The sequence below is a fragment of the Seohaeicola saemankumensis genome (assembly GCF_021021435.1).
In the GTDB taxonomy this organism is placed as follows: Bacteria; Pseudomonadota; Alphaproteobacteria; order Rhodobacterales; family Rhodobacteraceae; genus Seohaeicola.
The window spans coordinates 51715-64674 of the sequence record NZ_JAINWI010000020.1; the positions used below are offsets into that span (position 1 = coordinate 51715).

The following is a 12960-nucleotide window of genomic DNA, read 5'->3' on the forward strand; positions in this document are numbered from 1 at the left end:
CGCCTCAGACCTGACGCTCTACCAGCCCCGCCGCGTGGCGCGGCACCTGTTTGACGGTGCTGTGCAACCTCTCGGACGGATCACGCCCGACGGCACGAGCGCGGCGCATCACGAACAACCGCCCGAAACCGCGCCACGTGCCCACGCGCGGCGCATCCGGATCGCAAGGAAAGCGCGCATGCCAGCCTGCGGGCAGAGTCAAGCCACAGCTTTCCGCCCGCTCGAGCATCCAGACCAGCGGAATATTCGCCAAGGGGCGCGCGGCATAAAAGCCGCCCAACTGCCCGCCCACATCGCCATGCGCGCCATTGAACCAGACCTGTTCGACATATCCCCTGCAATCGGGCGGACAATGCCACAGCACCGGCGCATAGGCCTCGCGGGTTTCATGCAGGGCCAGCGCATGAAACCCGAATTTCACCGATGCGCCAATCTGGTGCGAGTGGAAGGAATGCGCATCTTGTGACCATTGCCAAAGCAGCGGCAGACGCAGGCCCAGCGCCTTGACCGTATCCCAGACGCCCACCATCTCGATCTCGACCTGTGGATGGCAATGGATGCGGTGGAAATCGCGCGCCACCGGACCACCCGGCAAGGCCTGATAATGACGGTAGGCTGTGCGGATATTCCGCTCTGTCGCGCAATCGGCGCGCAGCAAGCCGACCTGGTCAATCACGCCCGCCAGCGACCGCACCGCGAAAGCACCGCGCGAATAGCCCATCAGGAAAATCCGGTCGCCGGGCCGGTAGCGGCTGGCCAGCCAACCATAGGCACGCCGGATCTGCCGGTTGATGCCGCGCCCCAGCGTCACATCGGGCGCACTACGCCAGTCGGTCCACTGGATGCCAGCCTCGTAATAAAGTGATACATCACCCAAGCCCGCCAGCAGCTTGTAGGTCAGGCCTGCATTTGTCTCGTCTCCGGGCGCGAGGGTCGACATCGTCCCGTCCAGAATGATGACATGATTGACTGGGCCACGCCTTGGCCGGTCCGGACTGGCCTCGGCGCGGTTGCCGCGCCGGAACAGTCCGAAAAATGTGTTACTCAGCCGCCTCAAGCCGGTCATTCAGCAACATCCACACCCTGTGCGGGGTGAAAGGCATATCCGCCCGCCTGACCCCGCTATCCCATAGCGCATCCAGCACCGCATTCGCCGTTGCCGCCATTGCACCAACCGTGCCCGCCTCGCCGCAACCCTTCATGCCCATCGGGTTTGCCGTTGAGGGGACGGGTTCGGTCTCGAACACGAACATCGGCAAATCATCCGCGCGCGGCATCGCATAGTCCATGAACGTTGCCGTGAGCAACTGGCCATCCGCATCATAGACGACATGTTCGGACAAGGCTTGCCCGATACCCTGCGCCACCCCGCCATGCACCTGACCTTCGGCCAGGACCGGATTGATCAGATTGCCGAAATCATCCACCACGCTGTAGCGATCGACAGTGACCACGCCGGTATCGGGATCAACCTCGACCTCGGCCACATGCGCACCATTGGGATAGGACCGCCCCGGCAAAGTGGCCCGCGCCTCGTGCACCAGCAGATCGGCGCGACCATCGGCTGCAGCCATTTCCGCAACCTCCAGAACGGTCGGCGTCAGGTTCGATCCGTTCGCGCGAAAGCGTTCGTCGTCAAAGCTGATCGCCGCGGGCTGGACCCCCATCTTGTCGGCCAGATAGGGGCGCAGCGCCGTCATCATCACATCCACCATCGCCAGCGTCGCATTGGCCTGCGTCGTGACCGAGCGTGACCCACCCGTACCGCCGCCCTGTTCGATCAGATCGCTATCACCCTGCACTACGCGGATCAGACCGGCGGGAATCCCCGTTTGGTCAGACAGGAACTGTGCATAAACAGTCTCGTGGCCCTGTCCGTTGCTTTGCGTTCCGACATAGATCGTAGCGGTCATACGGCCCTGATCATCGGTGGCAAATTCCACCTTGGCCCCTTCGGACGGATCGCCAAGAATGCTTTCGATGTAATAACACAGCCCCATCCCGCGCAGCTTGCCGCGTGCCGCACTCGCCGCCTTGCGCGCGGCAAAACCGGCGCGGTCGGCGGTGCGCTCGGCATGGGCCAGAACGCGGGCGAAATCGCCCACGTCATAGGTCTCGCCCGTGGCGCTGGTATAGGGAAACCGCTCAACAGGGATGAAATTGCGCCGCCGCAAGTCCCAACCATCAACGCCCAGTTCCCGCGCGGCCATATCCATGGCCCGTTCCAGCACATAGATCGCCTCGGGGCGGCCTGCACCGCGATAGGCATCGACCTGCGTTGTGTTGGTATAGTAACCCTCGACATGCAGATAGGTGGTCTGCACGTCATAGACCCCCATCAGGACCTTTGAGAACAGATCGGTCTGGATCGGCTGTCCGAACTGGCTGTTATAGGCCCCAAGGTTGCAGCGCGTATCGACGCGGTAGGCAAGGATCCTGTGATCCGCATCAAAGGCCAGTGCCACATCATGCACCAGATCGCGGCCCGCATTGTCCGACAGCATCGCCTCGGTGCGTTCCGACATCCAACGCACGGGACGGTCAAGAACACGGGCGGCATGGGCCACGGCGAAGGATTCCGGATAGCTCATGGATTTCATCCCGAAACCGCCACCAACATCTGGATTGGTGACGCGCACCTGATCCGGCTCAAGACCCAGAATCTCGGACAGATGCCGCTTGATGACCCAGACGCCCTGCCCGTTCACCGCCAGATGCAAACGTTCATCGGACCATTCCGCATAACAGCCGCGCGGCTCCATTGCGTTCACAATGATGCGGTTATCCTCGACCTTCAGTCGCACCACGCGGGCGGCAGCGGCAAAAGCCGCCTCACAAACCGCTTCGTCGCCTTTGGACCAGTCAAAAGCGCGGTTGTCCGGTGCCTCGGGGTGCAACGCCTCGCCACCGGGCAACAGGTCCAGTTTGGCTGGCAGATCGTCGTAATCCAGCTCGATCAGTTCCGCCGCATCGCGCGCTTGTGCTGCCGTATCCGCCACGATCAGGGCAATCGGCTCGCCCACGAACCGCAACCGCCCCTCTGCCAGAATCGGCCGCTTGGGGGCCGCCGCTTTCGTCCCGTCACGATTGGTCAGCACCGTCGCCACCAGCCCGCGCGAGATGCCTGCCGCCGCCAGATCATCGGATGTCAGCACCAGATGCACGCCTTCGGCTGCGCGAGCCGCCTCGATATCCAGCCGTGTGATCACCGCATGTGCGACGGGTGAACGGAAAACAAAGGCCTGCAACGCGTCGGCAGGCGCGATATCGTCCACATACCGGCCATGTCCGGTCAGAAAGCGGACATCCTCAACCCGTTTGACTGGTTGGCTTTTTCCGAATTTTTCCATGGCTCTGTCTCCGCTTGGGCTGGCTACGAACCTAGCGGACCCCACGCCAGTGTCCAGAGGACGCGCGCCCGGGGCCCAGCCTGTGCAGATCAGCATTTCCCGCAGGATGAAAAAAGACCCCAGCGCCCTGCTTCATCCTGCTTCAAATATTCAAAAGAGCCTCAGGCGGAAAACGCCGCAACAGTCACCATGGCGTCGGGACCGTAGCCGTTGAACCTTGTCGCAATAGCGCTGCCATAAGCCCCCATGCCCGCGAAGATCACGTAATCCTCTTCCGACAGATCGGAAGGAAGCAAAACCGGATCAGGCAAGCGGTCGATACTGTCACAGGTTGGCCCGAAAACAATGCGCGGCACCAAGGCACCCGCACGCGTGGCACCATCTGCTGTCACGACACGCAGGCGGTCATGCCCTGTGATATCACGCCACTCGGCCAGCGCGCCATAGATCCCGTCATTCAGATAGACCGCATCCCCGCGCAGGCTTTTGACGCGGGTCGCCAACTGGCAGGCCTCGGCCACCATCGCGCGGCCGGGCTCGCAAACAAGCTGTGGGGCATCGGCACCAAAGGCCGCGTGGGTCTCTTGTGTAATACGGGCAAAGACCGCCCCGAGGTCCGGGGCAGCGCCACCGCGATGCGCGGCAAACCCGCCGCCGACATTCAGTCTCGCCAGACGCACATCTGCGCGCACAGCCACGACAGCGCAGGCGTGAATATAGGCGGCCCATGCCCCCGCATCGCCGCATTGTGTGCCGGGGTGGAATGTCATCGCCGGCGTGAACCCCATCGCGGCCACCTGCGCCAGCAAGTTCACCGCCTGATCCGGCCCAGCCCCGAATTTGGTCCCGAAATCATAGGCTGCCCCCTTGACCGGCAACGCCAGCCGCACGGAAATTTCCGTCCCGCGCGGCAGAACCGCCAGTTTCGCCAACTCCCCTGCACAATCGACGGAAGCCGAGGCTATTCCGATCAGCGCGGCTTGCGCGACCTCAACACGTGAGCGCACGGGATTGTTGTAATGCAGCACCGCATCGGGACAGACGGCCCGCACCGCGCGCATTTCCGCGACCGAGGCCACGTCGAAAGCGTGCAGCCCCGCCGCCACCAGATTTTCCAGAACTTCAGGCGCGGGGTTGGCCTTGACCGCATAGCTGACCAGCCCCGAAAACCCCGCCTGAAAGCGGCGCGCCATGCGCTGCACCTCGGCGGGACAGAAATAAAGCTGCGCCGTATCGGGCAGCGCCTTGCGCAGATGGTCGTCAGGGGTGGACCAGATCGGATCGGATTTCATCGCTCTGCCTCGGGGTTGGTTATGGTGGTCTTTTGCCCAAGTTTGCGCCAGCATCCTGTCGATTCATCCCGTCACTTCTTGCAATCCGCATCATTTGACTGTCATATTGACGAAATGGATATACAGATTGACGATACGGACCGCGCGCTGCTGGCACAGCTGGCCGAAAACGCCCGCCTGCCCGTGGCAACACTGGCGCGGCGTCTTGGCCTTGCGCGCAGCACCGCACAGGCGCGGCTGGATCGACTTGAACAATCGGGCGTGATCGCGGGCTATGCCCTGCGATTGGGCGCGCAAGCGCGCGCGCCGCTGCGCGCGACCGCCCTGCTCCAGATCGAACCGCGCAGCGCGCCTACAGTGCTGGCACGGCTGAAATCGCTGCCGCAAGTGGGCCGCGTGCATACAACATCGGGCCGCTTCGATCTGATCGTCGAGGTCACCGCCCGCACCACCGAGGAGTTGGACGAAACCCTTGATCGCATCATCGAGGCCAAGGGCGTGCGCTCCTCGGAAAGCCTGATACACCTGTCGACCAAACTGGACCGCGGCTGAGGCGTCAGGCAGGTCTTTCCCTTGCCCGCCCAATTCGCTACAGGGTTTGCGACCCCGAATTCACGCAGGATCAGGCATTATGGCGATGGACAAGACCTTTGATGCGGCCACGGCCGAGGCACGACTTTCCGCAGCATGGGAAGCCGCCGGATGTTTCCGCGCAGGCGCGAATGCCAAAGCGGGCGCGGATACGTTCTGCATCATGCTGCCGCCCCCCAACGTCACCGGATCGCTACATGTCGGCCACGCGTTCAACCACACGCTGATGGATGTGCTGATCCGCTGGAAGCGCATGCAGGGCGTCGATACCCTGTGGCAGCCGGGCCTTGATCACGCAGGCATCGCCACGCAGTTGCAGGTCGAAAAGCTGCTGGCCCAGACCAAACAGCCGGGACGCCGCGAACTGGGACGCGAGAAATTCCTTGAAAAGGTCTGGGAGTGGAAAGCCCAATATGGCGGCACCATCGTCATGCAGGACAAACGCCTTGGCACATCCATGGACTGGGAGCGTTTGGCCTTCACCATGACCGGCGCCCCGGGTGATCCGTCTGGCGGCACCGACGGGCCGAACTTCCATGATGCGGTGATCAAGGTCTTCGTGGACATGTACAACAAGGGCCTGATCTATCGCGGCAAGCGGTTGGTCAACTGGGACCCGCATTTCGAGACCGCGATTTCCGATCTGGAAGTCGAGAATATCGAAACCGATGGCCATATGTGGCATTTCAAATACCCGCTGGCGGGCGGAGCCACCTATACCTATGTCGAGAAGGACGAGGAAGGAAACGTCCTGTTCACGGAGGAACGCGATTACATCTCGATCGCCACCACCCGCCCCGAAACCATGCTGGGCGATGGCGCGGTGGCGGTGCATCCCGACGATACGCGCTATGCGCCCATCGTTGGCAAGCTGTGCGAAATTCCGGTCGGTCCCAAGGAACACCGCCGCCTCATCCCGATCATCACCGATGAATACCCCGATGCGAGCTTCGGTTCTGGCGCGGTCAAGATCACCGGTGCGCATGATTTCAACGACTACCAGGTCGCCAAGCGCGGCGGGATCCCGATGTACCGCCTGATGGACACGCGCGGCCAGATGCGGGCCGACGGTGCGCCCTACAACGAGGCCGCCGCCCGCGCGCAGGCCATCGCCAATGGCGCCAAGTTCACCGAGGCCGAGGTCGATACACTGAACCTGATCCCAGACCACCTGCGCGGCCTGGACCGTTTTGATGCCCGCAAACGCGTGGTCGAAGAGATCACTGCCGAGGGCCTCGCCGTGATGACCGAAGCCACCGATCCGCTCCTTGGCAAGGCCGCGATCAAAGCCCCGTTGGAGCCGTCCGAGGGCGGCGAGATGCGGACCGAGGAGGCGCAGCTTGTTCCGCTGGTCGAGGCCAAGAAGATCATGCAGCCCTTCGGCGACCGCTCGGGCGTGGTGATCGAGCCGATGCTGACCGACCAGTGGTTCGTGGACGCCGCCAAAGTTGTCGCCCCCGCGCTGGATGCTGTCCGCACGGGTCGCACCAAAATCATCCCCGAAAGCGGCGAGAAGGTCTATTACCACTGGCTGGAGAATATCGAGCCTTGGTGCATCTCGCGCCAGCTCTGGTGGGGGCACCAGATTCCGGTGTGGTATGGGCCCGAAATTACCAAAGACTCAAACGGGAAGGTTCAAATTGAGCACGGTGAAATCAAGATATGCGCTTCTGGAAAGGACGACCTGTTAGAAAAAGCGCGTCTGATTTATGGTTCTGAGGCGAGAATTAACATTCTCCCTCACTCGAATTTTCAGCCTCAAGACTTGGTCACAAAAGCGCGGATTGATCTAAAAACCGATAGTTCAGTATTGACTGTGGACGAAGTTACTCTGTTTCAAGATGAAGACGTCCTCGACACATGGTTCTCTTCCGGCCTCTGGCCGATCGGCACGCTGGGCTGGCCCGAGCAGACCCCTGAAATGGCGCGCTATTTCCCGACCGATGTGCTGATCACGGGGCAGGACATCCTGTTCTTCTGGGTCGCGCGCATGATGATGATGCAGCTGGCGGTGGTGGATGAAATCCCCTTCCACACCGTTTATCTGCACCAGCTTGTCCGCGACGAGAAGGGACAGAAAATGTCCAAAACGCGCGGCAATGTCATTGATCCCTTGCAGATCGTCGATGAATTCGGGGCGGATGCCCTGCGCTTCACGATGGTGCAGATGGCGGCCCTTGGCGGCGTGCTGAAGCTGTCGACCGAGCGGATCAAGGGCTATCGCAACTTCGGCACCAAGATATGGAACGCCTGCCGCTTTGCCGAAATAAACGGCGTCTGGGAAGGTCACGCGACCCAATCCGCCCCACCGCAAGCCAACGCAACCGTCAACCGCTGGATCATCGGTGAAACCGCCCGCGTCCGCGCCGAGGTGGATGCGGCCCTGGACGCCTTCCGCTTCAACGACGCGGCGAATGCGCTCTACAGCTTTGTCTGGGGCAAGGTCTGCGACTGGTATGTGGAATTTTCCAAACCCCTGCTGCTGGACGGTGATAACGCGACAAAGACCGAGACCCAGAAGGTCATGGCTTGGGTGCTGGATCAATGCCTGATCCTGCTGCACCCTATCATGCCCTTCATCACCGAAGAACTCTGGTCCCAGACCGGCACCCGCGCCAAGATGCTGGTCCACGCTGATTGGCCGGACGACAACGCCACCGAACTGGCCGACGCCGCCGCGGACCGCGAGATGAACTGGGTGATCAACCTGATAGACGCCGTCCGGTCCGCCCGCGCGCAGATGCGCGTGCCTGCTGGATTGAAAGTGCCGATGGTGCTGCGTGAACTCGATCAGGCAGGCCGCGACGCATGGGCCGGCAACGAGGTGCTGATCCGCAAACTGGCCCGCATCGACAGCCTGACCGAGGTGGATAGCTTCCCCAAAGGCACGATCACGATTCCGGTCGAGGGCGGCATTTTCGGCCTGCCTCTGGCCGATATCATCGACGTGGCCGAAGAAAAGACGCGGCTGGAAAAAAGCCTCGATAAACTCGCCAAGGAAATCGGCGGGCTCAGGGGACGGTTGAACAATCCGAACTTCGCCACCTCCGCCCCCGAGGACGTCGTGGCCGAGGCGCGCGAGAACCTCGCCCTGCGGCTTGAGGAAGAGACCACCTTGAAAACGGCGCTCGCCCAACTCGCCGAGCTTGACTGATGCCCAAAAAAACGGGAGGCCACATGCCCCCCGTTCCCGTTTCTTCTTGCTTCAAATATCCATAGCAGGGCGGCAGCCACCCATAACCTCAGCCGAAATCCGGCGCGCGTTTCTGCATATTCGCGGCAATCACCTCCATCTGGTGCGGCTTGCCGATCAGGTCCACCTGCTCGCGGCTCTCGTGCCACAACACGGTTTTCGCATCCGCCTCTTCCGACAGCCCGATCAACCGCTTGGCCGCCCGCATCGCCGAAGGGCTTTTGCCAGCGATCACCGTGGCCATCGCCCGCGCCGCCGCCAGCGGATCTTCGGCCAGTTCCGTCACCAGTCCCCAGCCCAAAGCCTGAGTTGCTTCAATGGGTTCAGCGGTGTAGGTCATGCGCCGGATCACGTCCGAGCGCGTTAGTTGCGGCAGCAGGACCATCCCGCCCATATCCGGCACCAACCCCCATTTCATCTCCATGATCGCCACTTTGGTATCGGGTGCCGCGATCCGCACATCGGCGCCCAAGGCCATCTGGAAGCCCGCGCCGAAAGCCACGCCATGCAGCGCCGCGATGACCGGCACAGGCACAGCGCGCCAGACCAATGCCACCTGTTGCATCAGGTTCGCATCGCCATGGCTGCGCGGCATGATCCGCGCCTCGGGGTCTTGTGCCGCAAAAGCTGCAAAGCTGGCCACGTCCAGACCTGCGCAGAAGGCGCGGCCTTCGCCCGACAGGACCACGGCGCGGATCTCGGCATTGTCGATCAGGCTGGTGCCTGCCTCCACCACCGCATCGGCCATGGCGGGATCGACAGCGTTCATCTTCTCGGCCCGTGTCAGCGTGACATGGGCGATATGGTCCTTGATCTCGACGGATACGCGGCTCATGGGCTCTCCTCCTGATGCTCTGCGCCAGTCTTGCCGCAAACCGCGCGCCGATCCAGTACGACGTAAGGGCAGATTGCCGCCCCTGTGCGGCGCGGGCGCAAAACGCGACCACTTGCCGAACCTGCGGAGCATGGTTTATCTGGCCCCATGACCGGACCCAGATTGACACCGCTTGCCGCCAGCCTTCCCGCCACCGTTCCCTTCGTGGGACCAGAGGCGCAGGAGCGCGCCCTCGGACGCCCCTTTGCCGCAAGGCTTGGCGCGAACGAGAGCGTTTTCGGCCCCTCACCCCGCGCAATTTCCGCGATGCAGGCCGCGTCCGGTGAAATCTGGATGTATGGCGATCCCGAAGCGCATGACCTGCGCGCTGCACTGGCGGACCATCACGGCTGCACGCCCGCCAATATCATGATCGGCGAAGGTATCGACGGGCTGCTTTGCTATCTGGTGCGCCTTCTGGTGGCCGAAGGCGATGCGGTGGTAACCTCGGACGGAGCTTATCCTACCTTCAACTACCATGTCGCAGGCTTTGGCGGCTTGTTGCACAAAGTGCCTTACACGGGCGACCACGAGGACCCCGGCGCGCTCATGGCGAAAGCAGCAGAGGTGAATGCCAAGCTGGTCTATCTTGCCAATCCCGACAACCCGATGGGCAGCCACCATACAGGCGAACAGATCGTCGCAGCGCTCGACATGCTGCCCGCAGGCACGTTGCTGGTGCTGGACGAGGCCTATATCGACCTTGCGCCCGAAGGTACTGCAGCGCCCGTTTCGCATGACGATCCGCGCGTGATCCGCATGCGGACCTTCTCCAAAGGCTATGGTATGGCAGGTGCGCGGGTGGGGTATGCCATCGGGGCCGCGCCGCTCATTGATGCCTTCAACAAGGTCCGCAACCATTTCGGCATGAACCGCGCCGCTTTGGCCGGCGCTCTGGCCGCGTTGCAGGATCAGGACTGGATGGCGCATGTCCGCATCGAGGTAGCGCAGGCCCGTGACCGCATTGCACAGATCGCCCGCGAGAACGCCTTGACGCCCCTGCCCTCGGCCACGAATTTCGTCACCGTGGATTGCGGTAGTGATACGGCTTTTGCGCGCAAAGTGCTGGAAGGTCTGGTGGCGCGCGGGGTTTTCGTGCGGATGCCGTTTGTCGCACCACAGAATCGCTGCATCCGCATCAGCTGCGGGACAGCCGCCGATCTGGACCTGCTGGCAGCCAGTTTGCCCGAAGCCTTGCGTGATGCGCGCGGTTGATGCGCATGTGATATGCGGCAGGGTCTCAGGCGCGGCACAAACGCGCCATAGGCTGTCATTAAAACACGCCGGCGTCGAGAGAGCTGCCTGTCACCCTTGTGGTCACACTGATCGGGTCAGCCGCCCTTGCCCAGTCGACGGTTCATGCGACGATGAACCACGCGGCCATGGGGCATGGTACGGTATCGGCGGATCACAGCCCTGCTACCCAAGCCTACAAGGTCGCAAATGATGCGATGCATTCCGGCATCGCGCCCCCCTGACCGGCGATGCAGATATCGACGTCATCCAAGGCATGATTCCACACCATCAGGGCGCACTCGACATGGCCCACGTCGTGATGGAACACAGAATCGCGTGACCCCGACGCCCCGCACCTGACCGGCCGAGGAGCGTCAGCGAGGAGGCACCGGATTAGCCCCGCGCCATAACCCCTGCCGCAGCCTCCAGCGCGCCCGCGCCATGCGGGATGTCCAGTGCTATGAAACCCGCCTGCATCGCCCCCAGCGCGCCCATCACCATATGGGCATTCACATGACCCATATGGCCGATACGGAAAAACCCGTGCCATTCCGGATCACCGGGTTCCGCCATGCCCAGCCCGATGCCCAGCGTCACACCGGCCTGAAACTCGGTCCATTTCCGCAGGTCGGTGCCGTGCGGCGCCCCGATCCTTAGGGCCGTGACAGCGCGGCTGCGATGCGTCGCATCAGCGATGTTCAACTCCAGCGGCCCACCCTGCCCCCAGACATCGCAAGCCGCCCAGATCGCACGGGCCAGCGTGTCATGGCGGTTCCAGATCGCCTCGATCCCTTCGGCATGGATCATATCAAGCGCGGCGCGCAGCCCGTAAAGGTGATGCGTCGGTGCAGTCCCCCCCGAATACTGGAAGAAATATTCGGGGTTTGCGCGCGGCACCCAATCCCAGTAGCGGCTGACCCGTTCCATCCGCGCCCGCGCCTCTGCAGCGCGTGGACCGAAAAACACGAAGCCCAGACCTGGCGGCACCATCAGCCCCTTCTGGCTGGCGGCAACCATCACATCGACGCCCCAGGCATCCATCTCGAACCGGTCGCAGCCCAACGACGCGATGCAATCTGCCATCAGCAACGCCGGATGCCCCGCCGCATCCATTGCAGCACGCAGCCCCGCAATATCGTTCAGGACCGAGCTTGAAGTATCCACATGGCTGGCCAGAACCGCCTTGATCCGGTGCTCCTTATCCGCGCGCAACGCCTCTTCGATCCGATTCAGATCAAAGGGAGTGCGTTTTCCGAAGTCGATCACCTCGACCTTACAACCCAGCCCGGTCGCCATATCGCCCCAGCCATGCCCGAAACGCCCCGTGGCGGGCACAAGCACATGATCACCTGCCGCCACAACATTGGACAAGGCCGCCTCCCACGCCGCATGGCCATTCCCGATATAAAAAGTGGCCGCGTGTTCGGTGCGCGCCACCCGCCGCAGATCGGGGATCAGCCCGTCAGTCAGCGCGACCAGATCGCCCTCATAGATATTGGGCGCGGAACGGTGCATCGCGCGCAACACGTCTTCGGGCATGACCGAGGGGCCGGGAATGGCCAGATAGGGGCGACCGTGGGCAAGACTCATTAGGGTTCTCCGGCAAGATGGTCGCGCGACACTATCCCGTTGCAGGGCGGCGTCAATCGCTGGCCGGCGGGTCCGGACACCTCGGCTAACTTGCCAGCGCAACAGCAAGCCATTACATCCCCCCGACAGAACCACCGGTCAAAGGATCAGGATGAACCCGTTTTCCCGCTTCAAGCCCAAGGACGCCTCGTCGGGGCTTCCCTCGCACGACGATCTGTCCGATCCGGGCCAGAGGCGGCGGGCATTCTGGCAAAACCAGTTCCTTGACCACGCGATCCTGCGCCACCTCTGGAGCAATTTTGACCAGATCGCCCCGGGCGTCTACCGCTCGAACCAGCCGGGGCACAGGCGTCTGAAGCGCTACCGCGACATGGGCATCAAAACCGTGCTTTACCTGCGCGCCTCTTCCGAGAAATGGGCCTTCCATTTTGAACGCGAAAGTCTGGACGCCTTGGGCATGACCATGATCAACGTCCCGCTGCATTCGCGCAGCGCGCCCACGCGCGACGCGGTTCAAAGCCTGATCGCCACCTTCAGGCAGATCGACAAACCGTTCCTGATGCATTGCAAATCAGGCGCGGATCGCGCTGGCCTGGCCAGTGCTGTCTATCTGATGGTGATGGAAGGCAAGGATGTCTCGGCCGCGCGACGCATGCTGTCGCCGCGCTATATCCACCTACGCTTTACCAAGACCGGCGTGCTGGATCTGATGCTGGATCAATATGCGGCCAGCCATACGGCCTCCCCCATCAGTTTCGAGGACTGGATTGATACGCGCTATGATGCGGATGCCCTGCAAGCCGAGTTCGATGCAGGCCGCCGCTAGACCGGTGC

9 protein-coding genes are annotated in these 12960 nt (G+C 62.5%); 4 read left to right on the plus strand and 5 right to left on the minus strand.

Annotated features, from left to right (window positions below):
* Window positions 1-4: 4 nt before the first annotated feature.
* The 3 genes from K7H22_RS17695 to K7H22_RS17705 all read right to left on the minus strand — a co-directional run bounded on the left by K7H22_RS17695 (window position 5) and on the right by K7H22_RS17705 (window position 4642).
* Window positions 5-1066, minus strand: coding sequence for a DUF2235 domain-containing protein (locus tag K7H22_RS17695; protein WP_230802173.1), 1062 nt, complete (start codon window positions 1064-1066; stop codon window positions 5-7).
* Window positions 1041-3350, minus strand: coding sequence for a xanthine dehydrogenase family protein molybdopterin-binding subunit (locus K7H22_RS17700; RefSeq protein ID WP_230802174.1), 2310 nt, complete (start codon window positions 3348-3350; stop codon window positions 1041-1043). Before K7H22_RS17700 ends, K7H22_RS17695 begins: the two co-directional genes overlap by 26 nt.
* A gap of 161 nt (window positions 3351-3511) precedes the next feature.
* Window positions 3512-4642, minus strand: coding sequence for a type III PLP-dependent enzyme (locus K7H22_RS17705; protein ID WP_230802175.1), 1131 nt, complete (start codon window positions 4640-4642; stop codon window positions 3512-3514).
* Window positions 4643-4762: 120 nt separating this feature from the next.
* Here K7H22_RS17705 and K7H22_RS17710 point away from each other — a divergent pair, with 120 nt between their 5' ends.
* Both K7H22_RS17710 and K7H22_RS17715 read left to right on the plus strand, forming a co-directional pair.
* Complete coding sequence (locus tag K7H22_RS17710; protein WP_230802198.1) at window positions 4763-5194, plus strand: Lrp/AsnC family transcriptional regulator; 432 nt, start codon at window positions 4763-4765, stop codon at window positions 5192-5194.
* Between the two features lie 79 nt (window positions 5195-5273).
* On the plus strand, window positions 5274-8387 hold the full coding sequence (locus K7H22_RS17715) for a valine--tRNA ligase (RefSeq protein WP_230802176.1): 3114 nt from the start codon (window positions 5274-5276) through the stop codon (window positions 8385-8387).
* Window positions 8388-8475: 88 nt separating this feature from the next.
* On the opposite strand, the gene K7H22_RS17720 is transcribed toward K7H22_RS17715, so the two are convergent.
* The gene (locus K7H22_RS17720; RefSeq protein ID WP_230802177.1) at window positions 8476-9261 is read right to left on the minus strand and encodes a crotonase/enoyl-CoA hydratase family protein; all 786 of its coding nucleotides are present in this window, start codon (window positions 9259-9261) and stop codon (window positions 8476-8478) included.
* Between the two features lie 147 nt (window positions 9262-9408).
* Here K7H22_RS17720 and K7H22_RS17725 point away from each other — a divergent pair, with 147 nt between their 5' ends.
* Window positions 9409-10515 (plus strand): pyridoxal phosphate-dependent aminotransferase, encoded by a 1107-nt coding sequence (locus K7H22_RS17725; protein ID WP_230802178.1) that lies wholly within the window; start codon window positions 9409-9411, stop codon window positions 10513-10515.
* Between the two features lie 414 nt (window positions 10516-10929).
* Here the strand turns inward: K7H22_RS17725 and K7H22_RS17735 are convergent, their stop codons facing one another.
* Window positions 10930-12126, minus strand: a complete 1197-nt coding sequence (locus K7H22_RS17735; protein WP_230802179.1) for a pyridoxal-phosphate-dependent aminotransferase family protein — start codon at window positions 12124-12126, stop codon at window positions 10930-10932.
* Window positions 12127-12277: 151 nt separating this feature from the next.
* Here K7H22_RS17735 and K7H22_RS17740 point away from each other — a divergent pair, with 151 nt between their 5' ends.
* Window positions 12278-12952, plus strand: coding sequence for a fused DSP-PTPase phosphatase/NAD kinase-like protein (locus K7H22_RS17740; RefSeq protein WP_230802180.1), 675 nt, complete (start codon window positions 12278-12280; stop codon window positions 12950-12952).
* Window positions 12953-12960: the final 8 nt, after the last annotated feature.

Excerpts from the sequence above, each read along its gene's own strand:
- K7H22_RS17695 (WP_230802173.1), bottom strand. The coding sequence starts at position 1,066 with ATGACCGGCTTGAGGCGGCTGAGTAACACATTTTTCGGACTGTTCCGG.
- K7H22_RS17700 (WP_230802174.1), bottom strand. The coding sequence starts at position 3,350 with ATGGAAAAATTCGGAAAAAGCCAACCAGTCAAACGGGTTGAGGATGTC.
- K7H22_RS17705 (WP_230802175.1), bottom strand. The coding sequence starts at position 4,642 with ATGAAATCCGATCCGATCTGGTCCACCCCTGACGACCATCTGCGCAAG.
- K7H22_RS17715 (WP_230802176.1), top strand. The coding sequence starts at position 5,274 with ATGGCGATGGACAAGACCTTTGATGCGGCCACGGCCGAGGCACGACTT.
- K7H22_RS17720 (WP_230802177.1), bottom strand. The coding sequence starts at position 9,261 with ATGAGCCGCGTATCCGTCGAGATCAAGGACCATATCGCCCATGTCACG.
- K7H22_RS17725 (WP_230802178.1), top strand. The coding sequence starts at position 9,409 with ATGACCGGACCCAGATTGACACCGCTTGCCGCCAGCCTTCCCGCCACC.
- K7H22_RS17735 (WP_230802179.1), bottom strand. The coding sequence starts at position 12,126 with ATGAGTCTTGCCCACGGTCGCCCCTATCTGGCCATTCCCGGCCCCTCG.
- K7H22_RS17740 (WP_230802180.1), top strand. The coding sequence starts at position 12,278 with ATGAACCCGTTTTCCCGCTTCAAGCCCAAGGACGCCTCGTCGGGGCTT.